The organism is Shewanella sp. BJSY2023SW001 (genome assembly GCF_047314685.1).
Taxonomy (GTDB): Bacteria; Pseudomonadota; Gammaproteobacteria; order Enterobacterales; family Shewanellaceae; genus Shewanella; species Shewanella indica.
Genome location: NZ_JBKORF010000077.1, coordinates 12,839 through 30,601 on the forward strand (window position 1 = coordinate 12,839; position 17,763 = coordinate 30,601).

Below are 17,763 nucleotides of genomic sequence, written 5' to 3' on the forward strand. Positions count from 1 at the left end.
TATCTCCTTATTCATCCCAGGAGCGGCCGTCTTTGGTGATCAAGGCCACTGAGGCCACAGGCCCCCAGGTTCCGGCAGGATAAGGCTTGGGCTTTTCGTTGCTCATCTCCCAGGATTGAATAATGCCATCTACCCAGGTCCAGGCCTGCTCCACTTCGTCACGGCGTACAAACAATGCCTGATTCCCCAGCATGGCTTCGAGCAACAAACGTTCATAGGCATCGGCGATACGTTCGTTCTTGAAGGTGTCAGAGAAGCTCAAATCCAGCTTGGTGGTTTGCAGTCGCTGTTTCTGCTCAAGCCCGGGCACCTTGTTCATCATCTGGATCTCCACCCCTTCATGCGGTTGCAGACGAATGGTCAACTTATTGGGCGGCAGATTGCGATGGCTTGAACGATACAGGTTATGGGGTGGATTCTTGAAATAGATGACAATTTCAGAACTCTTGAACGGCATACGCTTACCGCTGCGCAGATAGAAAGGCACCCCGGCCCAACGCCAGTTATCGATATCGACACGCAAGGCAACAAAGGTCTCTGTGTTGGAATCCACGTTGGCACCCTCTTCCTCCAGATAACCGGGAACCGGTGACCCTTTGAGGAACCCGGCCGAATACTGGCCGCGCACAGTGTTTTCAAATACGTTGTCCTGATTGATGGGACGCAGTGACTTGAGCACCTTCACCTTCTCATCACGAATGCTGTCGGCATCCAGGTTCACAGGTGGGTCCATGGCAATCAAGGTTAGTACCTGCAACAGGTGGTTCTGGATCATGTCACGCATCTGGCCGGCTTTGTCGAAATAGCCCCAGCGTCCTTCAATGCCCACCTCTTCGGCCACAGTGATCTGTACATGATCTATGGTGCGGTTATCCCACTTGGAGGCAAACAGTGAATTGGCAAAACGCAACGCAATCAGGTTCTGTACTGTTTCTTTACCCAGATAGTGATCGATACGATAGACCTGACTTTCATTAAAGTAGGCAGAAACCTGGTCATTAATGACTCTGGATGACTGCAGATCTGAGCCTATGGGCTTTTCCAGCACTACTCGGGTATCGGGATGGATCAGTTGTTGTTCATGCAGACACCGGCAGATATCACCGAAGATGGCCGGAGGCGTAGCAAAATAGTTGACCATCACCCGCTTGGCAGGTTCGAGCAGTTGGTGGAAGGCTTTGTATCCTTCAGATTCGGTAAAATTAGTGCCGACGTAATGGCAACGTTCGAGGAAGCGGGAAAGCGTGGTGTCGCACAAGGGTTCTTTAACAAAGGTGCTCAGAGCCGTTTTAACCAGTTCGCGAAAATCTTCGGCAGAGAATTCATCTTTGGCAACACCTATGACCTTGGTGTCCCGATTGAGCAGGCCGGCCTTATCCAGCTGGTAAAGCGAAGGCAACAATTTGCGCCTTGCCAGGTCGCCCTTGGTACCAAAGAGTACAAAATCACAAGCTTTGGCCTCTGATGTTGTTTTGCCCATTGCTTAATGCTCTCCTTTTGTCGGTGGTGGTTCCGCTATGCGATGAAGAATTCCACACTTTTGTTGTAATATAACAACAGTATTTGTTAAATGCATCTATAATTTGCAAATAAAGCCATGAGGCCAGTCTAGGCAGGTTTGGCAATAATCTGGTATGCTTTTCCTGCTTAAAACCTTCTTATCTCGGAAGTTAGCCTGTTTTCATTCCGGTATATACAGGACTTACGTCAAGATTGGTTTGCACCCTACTTTGTAGTGCTCAGGCCTCAAAGAAATAATAAAATTACATAATTTCAACCCAGCGGACGTACGCGTATGAATACCCTAGAAAAGGTTCAAAAAAACCTCCCCCATTTCAGCAAGTCAGAACGCAAAGTAGCCGAAGTTATCCTGGCATCGCCCCAGACAGCTATTCATTCAAGCATAGCAACTCTGGCCAAGATGGCGGATGTCAGCGAGCCTACAGTCAACCGCTTCTGTCGTCGTTTGGATACCAAAGGTTTCCCGGATTTTAAATTACATCTGGCCCAAAGTCTCGCGAATGGTACCCCTTACGTCAGTCGTCACGTTGAGGAAGATGATACACCCGAATCTTACACCACCAAGATCTTCGAATCTTCCATGGCTTCTCTGGATACAGCACGCCAGAGCATAGATACCACGGCCATCAACAAGGCGGTAGACATACTGACTCAAGCGAAAAAGATCTCTTTCTTCGGTCTTGGTGCCTCCGCCTCTGTGGCACACGATGCCCAGAACAAGTTCTTCCGTTTTAATGTACCGGTTTTATGTTTCGATGATGTGTTGATGCAACGCATGAGCTGTATCAATAGTGATGAAGGCGATGTCGTGGTACTGATTTCCCACACAGGCCGTACTAAGTCATTGATCGATATAGCAAGGCTTGCCAGAGAAAACGGCGCGGCCGTGATTGGTATTACAGCGCGTCACTCGCCGCTGTCGCAGGAATGTACCCTGCCGGTTACCATGGAAGTGCCTGAAGACACTGATATGTACCTGCCTATGGCCTCTCGTTTGGCCCAGTTGGTGATTATTGATGTGCTGGCGACCGGATTTACCTTGCGCCGGGGGCCACGCTTCAGGGAAAGTCTAAAGCGGGTAAAAGAGGTATTGAAAGAATCCCGCATCGATAAGAGCGAGCCACTCTAATCCCCTTTCCCGTAAGCACCTGGGCAGTTACCAAAATTGGCAACTGCCCAAGCCCCGCCTAAAATTAGCCGTAACTCACAAAAATAAAACTTTGAGTTAGATCATTTTGTCTGTAAGTTTCCTACATATTGAGCCGTTGTCTGTTAATATAGCGTAAGATTTTTTTAAAACTTAAACGGAGTATATTATGTTCCGCAGAACCAAGATCGTTACCACGCTGGGCCCCGCCACAGATCGTGATGATAACCTGCGTCGTATCATAGCAGCAGGTGCCAACGTTGTTCGCCTCAACTTCTCCCACGGTTCCCCCGAAGATCACCTAAAACGCGCCAGCCAAGCCCGCAGCATTGCGAAAGAGCTTGGTGTACACGTTGCCATCCTCGGCGATCTCCAGGGGCCGAAAATCCGTGTTTCCACCTTCAAGGACAATAAGAAAGTCCAACTCAAGCTCGGCCAACCATTTATCCTGGATGCGGAGCTGGGTAAAGGCGAAGGCGACGAAACTCAAGTAGGTATCGATTACAAGGAACTGCCGGACGATGTGGTTGTCGGTGATATCCTGATGCTGGACGATGGCCGGGTACAACTGAAAGTCGAAAAGGTAGAAGGCCGTAAGGTACATACCAGCGTGACAGTTGCCGGCCCCCTATCCAACAACAAGGGGATCAACAAGAAAGGCGGAGGCCTGTCTGCCGCTGCGCTGACAGATAAAGACAAGCAGGACATTGTCACAGCGGCACAAATTCAGGTCGACTACCTGGCGGTATCCTTCCCTCGCAGCGGCGCCGATCTTAACTATGCCCGCGAACTGGCGCAAAAGGCCGGCAGCAATGCCCTGATAGTATCCAAGGTAGAGCGCGCCGAAGCCGTAGCTTCCGATGAAGCTATGGACGATGTAATCCTCGCCTCCGATGCCGTCATGGTAGCCCGTGGTGACCTAGGGGTAGAAATCGGCGATCCGGCTCTGGTTGCCGTACAGAAAAAGCTGATCAGCCGCTCGCGTCAACTCAATAAGGTAGTGATCACCGCGACCCAGATGATGGAGTCTATGATCAGCAGCCCTATGCCGACCCGCGCCGAAGTCATGGACGTTGCTAACGCCGTACTCGACGGTACAGACGCAGTGATGCTCTCGGCCGAGACCGCTGCCGGGGATTATCCGGAAGAAACGGTTCAGGCCATGGCCAGAGTTTGTCTTGGCGCCGAAGCGCATCCCAGTGTGCGGGTATCCAAGCACCGCCTGGATGAAAGCTTCAGCTCCATAGAAGAAACCATAGCACTGTCTACCATGTATGCCGCCAACCATTTGCAGGGTGTTAAGGCGATTATCGCCCTGACCGAATCCGGCGCAACGCCCAAGTTGATGTCACGGATAAGCTCAGCGCTGCCTATCTTCGCCCTCGCCCGTCATCAACCCACTTTGGCCAAGATGGCACTCTATCGGGGTGTCTATCCGGTAGAGTTTGACTCCACCGTTTATGCCGCCGATGAACTGGCGAAAAAAGCCCTTGAAAGCCTCAAGGCCAAGGGATACCTGGAGAGTGGTGACATGGTACTCATGACCAAGGGTGATGCCATGGAAACCGTAGGCGGCACCAACACCTGCAAGGTGCTGATCGTAGCCTAATGGCTTGCCAATGACGCTAAGCTGATAACAAAACAGAAAAGGTACGCCGAGGCGTACCTTTTTAATTTCTGCTGCTTTCGTTGCTGTTTCAGGCTTGGTGATTTTGTTTACATCAGAGGTAAACCTGCCCGGGACAGGCTTACCAAACTGAAATTCACATACCAATCAATCTCAATTAAAGAGTTTCAAAATCATCGACATTGATTGCCGCCAAGCGCAGCTTATCGGCCTCAAGCAACTGCTCATACTCGGCTTTACTGATAACCTCAGCATCCAATGCCGCCTGATACAGAGATAAAGGCGCCAGTTTGGCAGGCAAACGGCCATCCTTTTGCGCCTTTCTCAGTTTGCTGTGCAGTTCACGGCACTGATATTGAGCCTTGAATGCCGCTTCCACCTCGGCAATACCACTGGTGTCGCCGTCAAATTCAGGACAGAGGAAGGTCAGCCTGTCGCGGGCCGGACCCGGTTTAAGCATGCTCTTGACCAGTTCAATGGACTGGCTGTCTTTCGGGCCGTTGAAGTGATTCCCCAGCGGGAATACCAGCACACGCATGACCCAGGCAACCGGACGATTGGGGAAGTTGGCTATCGCCTGCTCAAGCGCCTTGGCAGCCAGTTGCAATCGGGTATCCATCACATGTTTGACTATCGGTAGATCGTCAAACTGGCGGCCATTGTCTTCAAACAGTTTCAATGTGGCCGAGCCCAGATACAGTTGACTGAGCACATCACCGAGTCTGGCCGAAATCATCTCCTTGCGCTTGAGATCGCCGCCCAAAATAAGCATCGACAAGTCGGTCACCAGCGCCAGCGCCTTGGACAGACGGGCCATCTGCTTGTAATAGTCGCGGGTATCGCCACTCACGGGTGAGCGCTCAAAATAGCTACGGCTGAGGGCGTTGCCCAAAGAGCCAAAGGCGTTACGCAGCGCATAACCTATGTGGCCCATTAACAAAGAGTCGAAACGCTCCAGCGCTTCACTGTTGTCTTCCATGCCGGCAGCTTCCATCTCGGCCAGCACATAAGGATGACAGCGGGTCGCGCCCTGACCGAAGATCATCAAACTACGGGTCAGGATGTTGGCCCCTTCCACTGTGATGGAGATGGGGTTGGCCATATAACCATGAGCAAGATAGTTTTTTGGCCCCATCTGAATACCCTTGCCGGACTGAATATCCATGGCATCGTTCATCACCTGACGGCCAAGCTCTGTCATGTGATATTTGGCAATCGCGGTAACCACAGATGGTTTAACCTTGAGATCTATGCCTGTGGTTGTCAGACGACGGGCCGCTTCCAGCTGATAGGTGTTGGCAATGATCCTTGCCAACGCTTCCTGAACCCCTTCAAACTGACCTATGGCCATGCCGAACTGTTTACGCACGTAGCTGTAAGCGGTTGTCGTCTTGGTCGCCATATGCCCGGACGCCGTCGCCAGCGCCGGCAGTGAAATACCACGTCCTGCAGAGAGGCACTCCACCAGCATACGCCAGCCACGACCTGCGTATTGCGGGCCACCTATGATCCAATCCAGCGGAATAAACACCTCGTCCCCTTGAGTGGTACCATTCATAAAGGCCATATTAAGCGGATTGTGACGGCGACCAATTTTCACGCCGGGATGATCGGTTGGGATCAGGGCGCAGGTAATCCCCAAGTTCACCTTGTCCCCCAACAGCCCGTCTGGGTCGCGCATCTGAAATGCCAGTCCCAGCACTGTAGCCACAGGTGCCAGAGTGATGTAACGCTTGTTCCAGCTAAGCTTAAGCCCCAGAGTTTCCTCGCCCTGGAACTCACCGCGGCAGACTATCCCTTCATCGGGAATAGCACCGGCATCTGAGCCGGCTTCGGGGCCGGTCAGGGCAAAACAAGGGATCTCTTCCCCTTTGGCTAAAGCCGGCAACCAATGCTCTTTCTGCTCCTTGGTACCATAATGAGTCAGCAACTCACCCGGACCGAGTGAGTTGGGCACCATCACAGTCACGGCGGCGCTGACACTGCGGCTCGCCAACTTACTGACTATGGTGGAGTTGGCATAGGCTGAAAACTCACGGCCACCGTATTTTTTCGGGATGATCAGCGCGAAGAAGCCTTCTTTCTTGAAGTACTCCCACAGCTCAGGCGGTAAGTCCTTGCGGTTGTTGACTATGTCATAGTCATCGATCATTTTTAGCGCCGTCATCACCTGATGGTCGATAAAGTCTTTCTCATCGGCGCTCAGCGCCGGTTTACCATAGGCGTGCAGACTTTCCCAGTTGGGTTTACCACGAAACAGCTCGGCTTCCCACCAGACATCACCGGCCTCCATCGCTTCACGCTCTGTATCCGAAAGTGGTGGTAACACCTTGCGAAAGAAGGCCAATATCGGCCGGGTCACAAACTGCAGGCGTATATTGCGCACAAAGAACAGTGCTATCAGGGCAACTATTATTAAGAGGATAATACTCATAACCAGACCTTTATTCTGCTTGAGAAACCAGCGGCACAGCCACACCGGCGGCCATGTAAGGGATCACCTTGCGGATCACTGCCTCAATATCATTATGTTCACCGAAGTCGGCTTCGGCGATTTCATTGAGCGCATCGGCCGAGGCCATAGTGAAAACTATAGTTCCCAGGGTAAAGTGCAAGCGCCAGAACATCTCTGCCGGTGGAATGTGCGGTGCACTGCCGGAGACCGCCTGAACAAACTGATCCAGATGCTTGCCATAGTGGGTGGTAATAAACCAGCGCAAGTGCCCCTGGCTTTCGATGTAGCCACGACCAAGCAGTTGCAGGAAGATACTGGTTCCTTCGTTGCGAACTTTGTTAAGTTCAAGCAGCGGCCCCACCAGAGAGGAGAAAATGGCATCCAAAGAAGCCTGTTTATCCTGGCTGATAAGCTCATTGATGGCGTTTGACGCCGATGGCATAAACACGTCCAGATAACGTGCCAAAACCGCCCGAATGAGCTCTTTTTTGGAACCAAAATGGTAGTTTACAGATGCAAGATTCACTTCTGCTTTGCTGGTGATAAGCCTGAGGGAGGTTTCCGAAAACCCCCGCTCGGCAAACAGCTTCTCCGCGGCATCGAGAATTCTTGTCTTGGTATCAGATCGACTTGCCATTCCGTGACCTTAGTTAATTTAAAACACTCGTTTAAATTAAACACTGGTTACACTTATGTCAAACGAAATCTCGGCTACGGTCAAGGCAGATAATCTGCCGTCCCAAACCGCTCAGCGAAAGCCTGCTCCTTTATGGTTGGTCTCGCGGGATTCAATCCGCTTGGCATCTGATTTAGGTAACATCACATAGAGGGCGCCATAGCCGCCATGTTCGCGCTGGGCGCTGTGAAAGGCCTGTACTTCATCCATCTGCGACAACCAGAAGTTAACGCAAGATTTAATAAGCCCAGGAAACGGCTTGCGATTCTGTCCTTTGCCGTGGATCACCAGCACGCAGCGATGGCCTAAAACCACCTGAGATTGAATGAAACCGAGCAAATAATCTCTGGCTTGGCGCACCGACATGGCGTGAACATCCAGCTCGGCGGCTATCTTGTATTTACCGAGACGTAAATTCTTGAATACCGCCTCCTGGATCCCCTGCTGCTTGTAGCTGAGCATATCATCGGGTTTCACTCTGGGGATCAGCGCTAAATCCAAGGTCAGGCGCTGCAGATACTCATGGGCCTCGGCGGCGGCTTTGCGTGCCTGTTTTGACTCGCTGGAAAGAGGTTTCGCTCTGGTCAGGGCCTGCTGTTGCTGTTTGAGCGGCACCACATCGGCCATTTCTTGCATAAAAAGTGTCAGATCATCTGCTTTCATGATGCGACTCCTCCAACTTATGACGAGGTTTACACACTTTGTAAAGAAATCAATCTTCTGTTACCAAAGGGCTTCTATTATAGTGAGGTCAGATGAGCCTGCTTAGATGATTTTAATGAAATTCTTAACCTTATTGCTCGTTTGCCTGATTTCTGTGCTTCAGCCCCTCAAGGCCGCCGAATTGCAGGATAAAGACCAAGCAGCCCTTAATCGTGTCTATGTCATGTTCAACCGGGCATTTAATGAACTTAACTCCGCCCCTTTGGAAAACATATACGCAGAGGATGCCACTTATATTCCTGAACAGCAAAGCCTTGCCATAGTTCAGGGACGTGAAAACGTACTCAAACTGTATCAAAAGTTCTTTGACCGCATCCGCCATAAACAAGCCAGAATAGATGTGGATTTTCGGGTCGTTCAGCGTCAGGCGCACGGCAAGAGCGCCACCGACATAGGCTATTATCTAGTGCGCTTTCACCCGCCGAAAGACACAGAAGAACCCATGAGCGAGTTTGCCGGTAAAATCGTTATCGTCAGCCACAAAGATAAAAAAGGTAACTGGTTAGTGGATGTTGATACCAGCAACCGCGCCGAGCCGGAGCATTATTTCAACGCCAAACCCCAACCTAACCTGTATTATGGCGAGCAATTTGCCCCTGTACCCCCTGCCAGCGATCTCCCATCCAGTGTTGAAATTGAAATCGTTCATGCCAAGTAATTAGCGGTACTTGAGAGTGCGCCCTGCAAATAGAAGGGCGCTATCGTTTTTGCTGCAATAACAATGACGGGTTACCTTATTCACTTATCTTGCTGAAGTTCACGACAAGTAAAAGGAATTATGAGTCAGATGACACCATTCAAACTGAACGATTGCAAATGGTTCGATAGCACCTTTACCGGCAAATACGCTAATCTGGATTTAGGGAGCGAAATCACTTTACCCATCTCTTTAAGCTTTTTCACCCTGCCCTGGAGAAAAGAGCTGCCGCTGCTTTTGAGCCTAGTTCCCGTTATTGCGCTAGCCACTCTGGTGGCGCCGTTTATAGGAAAGGTTCAGTTGCTGCTTCCTGCCTGCAGCGTCATCTGGTTTTTGATATATATCCAGGTACGTAAAGGCCGGATACTGACTCAGTTAGGCGTAAAAAGCAGTGCCAAAGACGAGCGGCAGATAAGGATAAACCAAACCCATATTTTTCTGCCTCAATATCTCACGGGAGCAACGACCGCTGTTGCCAAAGAAGATATCGCGAGTATGGTGTTCCACTGGGTGGGCTATCATGACAATCATCAGATTGAGCGAAAACGAGCTCACGCCATGACAGTTAAGCTGAAGAATGGCCTTGAGTACCGTCTCTCGGGTATGGCATATCCTTTAAGAAGCCTGCTTTACCTTACTATCTTCTTTGGTTACCCAGTAACACTGCTCCAAGTTTCCCCTCAAGCGGAACGCCTTATCCATTTTGCCGCCTTACTCGCAATCAGTGTACTCACACTCAATGTTGTCATGCTTTTTGTCATCAGTTGAGTGAAGTCAGGCACAGTGAACCAACGCCTTTTTAAAGTAATGACGCCCCATAAACTACTCAAAGCAGATCTGATGCCTGGCTTTATCAAAACCATCAGTAACAAGTTATCGTCTGTGTCGACAACGGATCCTGCCTCTGCGTGACTCTTGACACAAGAGTCACCTAATAACTGAGTATCAAAGGCTTGCAGCACTATAAGAATAGCGAAAACGACGACGTCCCACAAAAACCATGCGGTTAACAATTCAGTGAAAGATACAAAGGAAAGTGTAAAGTTGAAGCGATTGCCTGCAGATATAAAAAAACCGCGCTTTCCTTACACTTCTTTAGGAGTGTAGGCTCGCGCGGTTGATTACTGTATCGCTCGGGTTACCCCGAAAAGCGATTAGCCGATAACAGAAACGTTTTCAGCTTGAGGACCTTTTTGGCCCTGAGTAACAGTGAAGGATACTTTCTGACCTTCGTCCAGAGTCTTGAAGCCGTCAGAGTTGATGGCGCGGAAGTGTACAAACACGTCTGGACCAGACTCTTGCTCGATGAAACCGAAACCTTTGTCAGAGTTGAACCACTTAACTACACCAGTTACTTGTGACATGATATAAATCCTGTAAATAAAACTATCTTTTAAGCCTTAACGGCGGTGGAGCTGAAAATGCCGGTATTACTTATGTTTACAGGACGAACTGGTCGTATTGAAGACATAAAAATAAGCCCAACTTTCAAGCTATGAAGACTATAAATCATTCTGGAGATAAGTCAACAAACTTAATTAACCCTTCTTAGTTTTTTTTACTTAAATTTCGAGTATTTGCCGTAACAAGTTGAAACCTATCTTATAGTTCTAGCTCTTATGTATTACGTTGGTAAATTTGAATGTGAAAATCCAGCTCACAACGCAATCCCTCAGCCTGCAGCTGCTGTTTCTGTTCGGCGCTGAGCTTCCAGGCATAGGGAGTCATTTCCAGAAAATCATTGCAAAGCTGTCCGGCTGGCAGAACCAGCGGCCACTGCAGTCTCTCATCATGCAACAAACTAAAACCCGGTAGCGCTGCCTTGGTAAGCTCATGCTCTCTTGGCTCACTATAGATGATCTCTTTTAACTGAAAGTGATGTCTTGGGCCGGGGGATACACAGATGAAAATGCCGCCTGGCTTACACACCCGTGCCAATTCCTGCACTTTGGATGGTGCATAGATACGCAACATAAGATCAAAGGCTGCATCGGCAAAAGGCATGTCGTAGGCGCTGGCTACACAAAAGTGCATCTGTGGATGTGCCTTGGCGGCGTAGCGAATAGCCGTTCTGGAAATATCCAAACCATAGAGCTCGCCACCAACAGCCTGTTGCAAACGTTGGCTGTAGTAGCCCTCACCGCAACCCAGATCCAAAATGGAGGGGTGTGTCTTGCCATATTCCAGCGCCAGTTCGTTGACCCTGCTGCTGAGAGCCTGATAATAGCCGGCATTTAAAAAACTGCGCCTGGCCTGCATCATCTGCTTGTTGTCACCGGGATCGCGGGAGTTTTTCTTCTGCACCGGCAACAGGTTGATATAACCTTCTTTGGCTTGATCAAAGCTGTGGTTTTGGCTACAACGCCATTGTTTTCCGTCCTGTAGCAACTCGCTGCGGCACAGGGGACAAATATAAGTCATGCATTACTTCCATCAGAATCGGGCTTTGCAGCCCAAGTGATTTTACTCTTCGTCGGTCAACTGTCTGACCATGGCATTGAGCTCAGGTGATGACAGCAGCTCATAACACTCCAGCATACGCCTGAGTTTTTCTTCTGCGATATCTTGGTTGGCACTCAGGCGGTAACTTGGGCGTTCAAGTGACTGATTATAACATCGCAGCAGCCATTGGCGCTTCTGCACCAGGCCGGTAAGCAGGTGCCACACTTCATTGATCAGACCTTCGGGTAACTCAGTTCCCTGCGCTTGCTGGTAACATTCCAGCCGCTTCCTCGCCCGGGTGACTTCATTGAGCTGCAACGCCAGTTTTTCACTGCTGGCCTGATAATCTTGAGGTTCAGCCAAAGCTGCCTTGGCGAGAATGATCTCTCTTGGCTCCTGGGACAAACGTAAATCTTGTTCCAAAGGCAGTAGTTCGAATCTACTGGTTTGCAACGAACAGAGAAATGTCTGCCCAGGCCATAAATCGAGATTCACGCCTTGCCTCAGGGCAGCGATGCAACTTGAAGTACTGGTCCCAACTTCAAAGTAGAGTCTAAAGCCCTGACCTGCCGAGCGCGACACTCCATCCTTCCTGACTGCTTTCAAAGGTAGCAACTCTTGGGTCAGGAATGGCTGCAGCCTCAAAACAAACTGTCCCTGCGAAGCTTTGTCTTCTCCTTCAAGCATTACCCACTCGAGCAGTGGCGAGCGCAGCGCCTCCGACAACACAAAATCGCTGACACTATCAGGTAAGCTGAGGCACAACCTGGTCGGCATAGAAAGATTGACTATAGTGGGCGAACTGAAAAACTGACTATGCATCTGCATCCCTTCGGGTAATCCGAACCTCTTGGTCGTCCCTGCCGGCAGGCATATATTGTACTCAGAGGCCGTCGATTCACCAAGGGCGGCTTTTAACCGAAATAACTGTGATATGGGGTAAAATCCCATTTGCGGAAAAAAATGTTAAGATAAGCTTTTGTCTGAAGAGCAAAAGTCATCAGTATGAGTCAAGCCCAACCTCAGCCTTCCATATTCTGGCATGATTATGAAACATTCGGCGCCAATCCGGCGAAAGACAGACCGGCGCAGTTTGCCGGGATACGTACCGATCTGGAGCTGAACATTATTGGCGAGCCCGAGACCTTTTACTGCCAGATAGCCAGCGATTACCTGCCCTCACCCGAGGCAATTCTCATCACAGGGATCACGCCGCAACTGGCCAATGGCAAAGGGCTGCCGGAAACCGAATTTATGGGGCGGATCAATGCCCTGTTCAGCCAAGCCAATACCTGCGTCGCCGGTTATAACTCGCTACGATTTGATGATGAGGTCAGCCGCTACGGTTTTTATCGTAACTTTATCGATCCCTATGCCAGAGAGTGGCAACAAGGCAATTCCCGCTGGGATATTATTGATCTGGTTCGGGCCTGCTATGCCCTGCGCCCGGACGGGATCAACTGGCCAACCAAAGAGGACGGTTCTCCCAGCTTCAAGCTCGAACACCTGACCCAGGCCAACGGACTCGGCCATGAAAAGGCGCATGACGCCATGTCAGATGTTTACGCCACCATAGCCTTGGCCAAACTGATAAAAGAGAAACAACCAAGGCTGTTTGACTACTATTTCAAACTCAGACGCAAGCAGGCAGTTTCCGAACAAATCGATGTACTCAATATGCAACCTTTGGTGCATATCAGCTCCAAGATCCCGGCGACTCAGGGCTGTGCCACTCTCATTGCCCCTGTGGCCCATCATCCCGAGAACAAGAATGCCATTGTCTGCGTTAACCTACACATGGATATCAGCCCGCTGATTGAACTGGATGTAGACAGCATTCGCGAGCGCCTCTACACGCCAAGAAACGAATTAGCAGAAGATGAATTACCCATACCGGTCAAACAGGTTCATATCAATAAGTGCCCCTTTATTGCCACCGCCAAGACACTGACCGATGAAGCCGCCGCGCGGATTGGATTTGACAAGGCGTTTGCTCGCGAGCAGTACAAGCGTCTGCGCCAGCATCCACAGATCCGCACCAAGTTGGCAAGCCTGTTTGATACCCCGAGAGACAACCCGATTACCGATCCGGATCTTATGCTCTACAGCGGAGGATTCTTCTCTCCGGCGGATAAGGCCAAGATGGAGATGATCCGCCATACCGCCCCCGATAACCTGGCGGCGCTGGATCTCAGCTTTGACGATTCCAGGCTCAAGGAGATGTTGTTTCGCTACCGCGCCCGCAACTATCCCTCGACACTTACGGACAAAGAAACACTGCGCTGGCATGAGTTCTGTCAGCAAAGGCTTAACGATCCGGATTATGTCATTCGCTTGGAAAACCTACTGGAAGAAACTGCCGAAAATGAAAGTCACCAGCGACTTCTCAAGGCTCTGGTGCAATACTTACAGGCGCTTTAACGGGATTTTGCGAAGTCAGTCCCGTTTCAACTGTAACTTCCTGACTAAACTGGATAACCATTAGCTTAACATTTAACAAGGAATGGCCAATGCAAGACAGATTTGTAAACAGCCTGAACCAATTGCCCAAGGCACTTGCCGAACAATTGGTGCCACTGCTCAACGATGAGTTCGCCGGTCATCTGGATGCACAGCAGCTGAGTGAGTTAGCCAAAGTGAGCGGCCTTGGTGATGATGAGTTACTACTGGCACTCTTGCCTATTGCTGCGGCAATGGCCAATCCGCCAATCAGTGAGTTCTATGTCGGCGCCATCGCCAAAGGCAAAAGCGGTGATATCTATATGGGCGCCAATATCGAGCTGCCGGGCGAGGCTCTGTGCCACTCGGTTCACGCTGAGCAAAGCGCCATCAGCCATGCCTGGCTGAGCGGTGAAAGCCAGATAGTCGATATCATAGTCAACGAGAGTCCCTGCGGTCACTGCCGTCAGTTTATGAATGAGTTGGTGGCTGGGCAAGAGATCCGCATTCACCTACCCAAGCAGCCTGCTGCGCCTTTGAGTCATTACCTGCCCTACGCCTTTGGTCCCAAAGATCTCAATGTCACCAAGCCTTTGCTGAGTAAGCAACAGGTAAACCTGGCGCTTGAGAGCTCCGACCCCATGGTGATTGAAGCGTTGGATCACGCCAGCCTCAGTTATGCTCCATACAGCAAGAGCCATTGTGCCGTAGTACTGGAAACGGCTGATGGCGCCACCTTTTGTGGCCGTTACGCCGAAAACGCCGCCTTTAACCCATCCATGATGCCGATGCAGATGGCACTGTCGACCCTGCTGCGCCATAACCGCAGCTTCAGCGAAATCAAACGGGCCCTGCTACTGGAATCAGCCGATGGCAAGATCTCCCTGGTGGGAGCCAGCATGGACGCCCTGCACGCAGTGGCGCCTGTAGAGCTGGAACATATAGTGGTCAGCCCCGAGCCCAACTGATACTTGGCTCACAATCCCCTGAAAGAACAGTGTTGACTGTTCTTTCGGCTGGGCTGAAAAAGAAACCGAGATTCAACAGCCCCAGAATCAGAAACTGACAACTATTTTTCATCGCTACGCCCTATAACCTCCGTTTTTATCTTCCCCAAGATAAGCTTAAAATCCTCCTCATCCCGACATGCTGAGTCCGAGCTTGAGTTTCGCTGCCACTGAGTTAAACTGCCTGCCGTTTCAAGCTTATATAGAGGATACTTATGTTTGTTATTCGTTGGATCCTGGGACGGATCATTTTGCTGCTCAATTTTGTTTTCTCCCCCAAGAGTGTTAAACGTCAACCCGAACAGCAGGCGGATATCGATGAGCAATGTCGTAACCTTAGCCTGTACCAATATCCGGCCTGCCCTTTTTGTGTCAAGGTAAGACGCGCCATGAAGCGACAGAGCTTGAATATTGCGACTCTGGATGCCAAACAAGAGCCACACAGAAGTGAATTACAAAACCGAGGCGGAACCATGAAAGTTCCTTGTTTGAAAATAGAGCAAGCCGGCGAAGTCACTTGGATGTATGAGTCCAACGACATCATAGCTTATCTTGATCAGCGTTTTGGCTAACAGACCTCGGCCTACCAGCACCAAAGGTAGGCCATGCTTGTTGCAGCTGTTATTCCTGTGTATTGTCTTCAACTAGATAATTGCTAATCAGGGACTGAGAGAATGACAGCTGAACACACACCGCAGAGTATCGAGCCAGATTTGGCTCATCACCAACAAGCCCCTGACACCACAGCTCCGGCACAGACATCAATTCCAGAATCCAGCTATCCCATTTACGTCGGTTTTTGGGAGCGGCTTGCAGCAACCCTACTGGACTCTCTCATGCTGATGTGCATCACAGTGCCACTGACCCTCTATGTCTACGGCATCGACCCTATAATGACGGGCAATACCTTTATAAAAGGACCACTTGATCTGCTGATCAATTACCTATTGCCTATAGTTCTGGTCATCTTATTTTGGCGTTATAAGTCGGCGACTCCTGGAAAAATGGCGTTAAGAGCCGTCATAGTCGATGCCGAGACTTTACAAAAACCATCAACCGCCAGCTTGATAATACGATACCTGGGTTATATTCCCTCAACTCTATTATTCGGCCTGGGCTATATCTGGGTGGCCTTCGATCCCCGTAAACAAAGCTGGCATGACAAACTGGCGGGTACCCTGGTGATCCGCGCCCCCAAGGATTAGAAACGCTCAATAAGGGGGATTGCAGTACCCACTGCCGCTATCTTTTTTGGCGCCAGAGATAAACCCGGTCCGAGTAATCGTAGAGCCACTCAGGCCGGTAAACCACCAACAGCGTCACTGCCATACCGTTAAGCAAGGCTTCAGGGAACCCCAGCAGCGGAATAAGCAACAGATAATTATCGACCAGATAAGCTGCGCCGTAATCCATATCAAACCATAGATAAACGGCCCATGCCAAGATATGACTCACCACAGAAAGACCTGCGTTGAAAAAACCTGCTACGAAAATAAAGACAAATAAATGCTTGGGTAATTTATGATAGCTCAAGCTATGTACTGTCAATGCCAGCAACAGTGGCAGACAAACGCCAAACAACATCATGGGCCCCAATACCCAAGGCTGATGATAGACAAACAGGCAAAAGAAACTCACCGGCAGCAGCATCAATATGGACGCCAAACGCCAGCCAAACATCAGCATCAGGGTTACCAAGGCCAGAAAATGCACATGAATACCTTCGGTGACGCTGGCATTGAGCAGCCAAAGGCCATTAATAGCCAAGGTGCAAAACAAGGCTCGCCACTGCAAGCTCTTGTCAGCCAACAGTTGCTGCCAGTCCCATTGAGGCCAAATCCAGGCAAACCAACCGATGAGCACAAGCAAATAGAGGATATCAGCCAGATCCGGCTGCCACTGGATTTGCTCCCAAAGATGTTGAAGATACTCGAACATATAATTGACCATCCGGTTATCAAACAAAGGCGGTAAACGACGAAGTTATGCTAACTTATCACGCCGTTAATGCAATTATGCTTATTCTGCAGTAAGTTAACGATAGTTTGTATCTCAAAAAAATAATAAGGATAACTGCCCCTGCTTATGCGCACGCTTTTTCTGTCATTACTGCCCCTACTGCTTTGTAGCTGCAGCTCAAAACCCAACATAGACCCGGCCGATTTTGCCGGTGCCATCAAAGACAGTTTCCAGACAGATATCAAAACAGATGGCTTGAAACTCTTCACCTATAAGGCACGCTTGGTTGCGCCAGAAATAGACCACAATGACAGGGACAGAGCCCCCGCGCCCCGTACGGCAAAGGAAATGCGCCAACAACTGGCTATAAGAGAAGCCCGGCTTGCCGTCTTTGAACAACAGCTGGTTCTTGGGCTCAACAATACCCTCAAGATGAATCAATACTGCCAAGAAGGCTTCTACGAACTCAGCCGCGTGCTTCATTCCAGTTGGGGAGAAATCCGCGGTGAATGCCACGATGGCGCCAGTGAGATGGACAGGATCCGCTTCAACAACAAGTAATTTTTTTGAATATGAGCTTCAAATTTGCTAGTTTTGCCGCAGTTTACTGCTTTAGGTGCATTTGAGATGGAACCCACAGGAATTATTCAGGAGATAGAAGAGCCGATTAGCCGCAGCAGGGTAAATCGTCAGTTGTTGTTGGCCACCAGCCTATCTGCACTGGTCGCTATGGCGTTATTGCTGTTTGGCGATCAATATGCTCACCTTTGGCAGGATCAAAGTACACTGCAACTCAGTCTGTTTCGCCCTGGATTTTTGTTATTGATAGTCTCGGGGTTAATAGTGATCCCCACCAGCGTGATAGAGCTTATCAAAGCCGCCAAAACGCCGGAGCGGCCACTGATGTTGGATATGGCGCTGCTCAGTATAGGCGTCGCGGTTTCCATGAGCTATATCGGTGTCTTTATGACTCTATTCCTCTAAGAAAATCCCTTTCGCCACAGCATCAACACCTGCTCCGAGGCAGGTTGAGCTTGTTGCCCGGCCGCCGGCAGGCTAAAATGCCTGCC

At 50.1% G+C, this 17,763-nt stretch carries 18 protein-coding genes; 10 read left to right on the forward strand and 8 right to left on the reverse strand.

Annotation, left to right across the window (positions count from 1 at the left end; all coding sequences use genetic code 11):
- Positions 1–7: 7 nt before the first annotated feature.
- Positions 8–1,480 (reverse strand): glucose-6-phosphate dehydrogenase, encoded by a 1,473-nt coding sequence (gene zwf, locus ACMHXH_RS17285; protein WP_071476884.1) that lies wholly within the window; start codon positions 1,478–1,480, stop codon positions 8–10.
- A 315-nt stretch (positions 1,481–1,795) separates the two neighbouring features.
- Here zwf and ACMHXH_RS17290 point away from each other — a divergent pair, with 315 nt between their 5' ends.
- Complete coding sequence (locus ACMHXH_RS17290) at positions 1,796–2,650, forward strand: MurR/RpiR family transcriptional regulator (protein ID WP_028781506.1); 855 nt, start codon at positions 1,796–1,798, stop codon at positions 2,648–2,650.
- Between the two features lie 187 nt (positions 2,651–2,837).
- Positions 2,838–4,277 (forward strand): pyruvate kinase, encoded by a 1,440-nt coding sequence (pyk, locus tag ACMHXH_RS17295; protein ID WP_039035459.1) that lies wholly within the window; start codon positions 2,838–2,840, stop codon positions 4,275–4,277.
- A 175-nt stretch (positions 4,278–4,452) separates the two neighbouring features.
- On the opposite strand, the gene ACMHXH_RS17300 is transcribed toward pyk, so the two are convergent.
- From ACMHXH_RS17300 to smrA, 3 genes are all read right to left on the reverse strand, one after another.
- Positions 4,453–6,729: an acyl-CoA dehydrogenase gene (locus ACMHXH_RS17300; protein WP_039035460.1), complete on the reverse strand. Its 2,277-nt coding sequence runs from the start codon at positions 6,727–6,729 to the stop codon at positions 4,453–4,455.
- Positions 6,730–6,739: 10 nt separating this feature from the next.
- Positions 6,740–7,387 (reverse strand): TetR/AcrR family transcriptional regulator, encoded by a 648-nt coding sequence (locus tag ACMHXH_RS17305; RefSeq protein ID WP_039035461.1) that lies wholly within the window; start codon positions 7,385–7,387, stop codon positions 6,740–6,742.
- A 111-nt stretch (positions 7,388–7,498) separates the two neighbouring features.
- Complete coding sequence (gene smrA, locus ACMHXH_RS17310; protein ID WP_039035462.1) at positions 7,499–8,089, reverse strand: DNA endonuclease SmrA; 591 nt, start codon at positions 8,087–8,089, stop codon at positions 7,499–7,501.
- A 115-nt stretch (positions 8,090–8,204) separates the two neighbouring features.
- Here smrA and ACMHXH_RS17315 point away from each other — a divergent pair, with 115 nt between their 5' ends.
- Positions 8,205–8,807 (forward strand): YybH family protein, encoded by a 603-nt coding sequence (locus ACMHXH_RS17315; protein ID WP_071476883.1) that lies wholly within the window; start codon positions 8,205–8,207, stop codon positions 8,805–8,807.
- A gap of 129 nt (positions 8,808–8,936) precedes the next feature.
- On the forward strand, positions 8,937–9,614 hold the full coding sequence (locus ACMHXH_RS17320) for a hypothetical protein (protein ID WP_143078431.1): 678 nt from the start codon (positions 8,937–8,939) through the stop codon (positions 9,612–9,614).
- A 386-nt stretch (positions 9,615–10,000) separates the two neighbouring features.
- Here the strand turns inward: ACMHXH_RS17320 and ACMHXH_RS17325 are convergent, their stop codons facing one another.
- The 3 genes from ACMHXH_RS17325 to ACMHXH_RS17335 all read right to left on the reverse strand — a co-directional run bounded on the left by ACMHXH_RS17325 (position 10,001) and on the right by ACMHXH_RS17335 (position 12,110).
- A complete protein-coding gene (locus ACMHXH_RS17325; protein ID WP_025009607.1) occupies positions 10,001–10,210 on the reverse strand; it encodes a cold-shock protein in 210 nt (69 codons plus the stop codon).
- A gap of 253 nt (positions 10,211–10,463) precedes the next feature.
- Positions 10,464–11,267, reverse strand: coding sequence for a 23S rRNA (guanine(745)-N(1))-methyltransferase (rlmA, locus tag ACMHXH_RS17330; protein WP_071476881.1), 804 nt, complete (start codon positions 11,265–11,267; stop codon positions 10,464–10,466).
- Between the two features lie 42 nt (positions 11,268–11,309).
- Positions 11,310–12,110, reverse strand: a complete 801-nt coding sequence (locus tag ACMHXH_RS17335) for a hypothetical protein (RefSeq protein ID WP_071476880.1) — start codon at positions 12,108–12,110, stop codon at positions 11,310–11,312.
- Positions 12,111–12,293: 183 nt separating this feature from the next.
- Between ACMHXH_RS17335 and sbcB the strand changes: the two genes are divergently transcribed.
- From sbcB to ACMHXH_RS17355, 4 genes are all read left to right on the forward strand, one after another.
- Positions 12,294–13,709: an exodeoxyribonuclease I gene (gene sbcB, locus ACMHXH_RS17340; RefSeq protein WP_335912656.1), complete on the forward strand. Its 1,416-nt coding sequence runs from the start codon at positions 12,294–12,296 to the stop codon at positions 13,707–13,709.
- An 89-nt stretch (positions 13,710–13,798) separates the two neighbouring features.
- A complete protein-coding gene (gene cdd, locus ACMHXH_RS17345) occupies positions 13,799–14,695 on the forward strand; it encodes a cytidine deaminase (protein WP_101095116.1) in 897 nt (298 codons plus the stop codon).
- A gap of 254 nt (positions 14,696–14,949) precedes the next feature.
- The gene (locus ACMHXH_RS17350) at positions 14,950–15,306 is read left to right on the forward strand and encodes a glutaredoxin family protein (RefSeq protein WP_039035469.1); all 357 of its coding nucleotides are present in this window, start codon (positions 14,950–14,952) and stop codon (positions 15,304–15,306) included.
- 102 nt (positions 15,307–15,408) lie between these two features.
- Positions 15,409–15,939 carry an RDD family protein gene (locus tag ACMHXH_RS17355; protein WP_082014346.1) on the forward strand — a complete coding sequence of 177 codons (531 nt, stop codon included), beginning with the start codon at positions 15,409–15,411 and terminating at the stop codon, positions 15,937–15,939.
- A 37-nt stretch (positions 15,940–15,976) separates the two neighbouring features.
- On the opposite strand, the gene ACMHXH_RS17360 is transcribed toward ACMHXH_RS17355, so the two are convergent.
- Positions 15,977–16,672, reverse strand: coding sequence for an energy-coupling factor ABC transporter permease (locus ACMHXH_RS17360; protein WP_039035470.1), 696 nt, complete (start codon positions 16,670–16,672; stop codon positions 15,977–15,979).
- A gap of 147 nt (positions 16,673–16,819) precedes the next feature.
- On the opposite strand from ACMHXH_RS17360, the gene ACMHXH_RS17365 reads away from it, so the two are divergent.
- Positions 16,820–17,254 carry a hypothetical protein gene (locus tag ACMHXH_RS17365; RefSeq protein ID WP_071476877.1) on the forward strand — a complete coding sequence of 145 codons (435 nt, stop codon included), beginning with the start codon at positions 16,820–16,822 and terminating at the stop codon, positions 17,252–17,254.
- A 66-nt stretch (positions 17,255–17,320) separates the two neighbouring features.
- Complete coding sequence (locus ACMHXH_RS17370; RefSeq protein WP_071476876.1) at positions 17,321–17,677, forward strand: hypothetical protein; 357 nt, start codon at positions 17,321–17,323, stop codon at positions 17,675–17,677.
- The last annotated feature ends 86 nt before the right edge of the window (positions 17,678–17,763 follow it).